Origin of the sequence: Vibrio sp. OPT46 (assembly GCF_015163535.1) — a bacterium.
In the GTDB taxonomy this organism is placed as follows: Bacteria; Pseudomonadota; Gammaproteobacteria; order Enterobacterales; family Vibrionaceae; genus Vibrio; species Vibrio alginolyticus.
Genome location: NZ_JADDYG010000414.1, coordinates 1 through 450 on the forward strand (window position 1 = coordinate 1; position 450 = coordinate 450).

Here is a 450-nt window from a genome sequence, read left to right on the forward strand (position 1 = left end):
ATGGCAGTATCAACCGTCACATTACCGTGAGGTGGGACAGCGTATGCAGTTAGTTGAGATTCAGAAGAACACAGTTCACATTTTGACTCGCAGCGCGCAAGCAGAGTAGCTTCAATAGACATAAGGACTCACCTTAGTAATGTTATTTTGTGGCGGTATTATCCACTTTATCCTGAGAAATAAAAGGGTGTTAGCGAATTAAAGACTAGATTTTACAATACTCCAACCTGATTAAGGTGAAGATGTAAAATATTCGCTAAATAAATAATACGGAAGTATAAAAGACACTATTAATTGTTTTGGCTTATGAATTGGTTGTGTCAATTTCTACAACGATTACAAGCCTAAAAGAGGTAAATGTAGAGAGAGGGTGGCTAGAACATAGCCCTCTAATTTACAGAGGGCCTGTCGTTAACGTTCGACAATCTGGACAATTTGCTCTTTTGAAAT

Annotated in this window: 1 pseudogene; it reads right to left on the bottom strand. The window is 38.0% G+C overall.

The features are described from left to right. A pseudogene (locus IQR33_RS18815) lies at positions 1 to 122 on the bottom strand (alkylphosphonate utilization protein); the annotation flags it as partial. Positions 123 to 450: the final 328 nt, after the last annotated feature.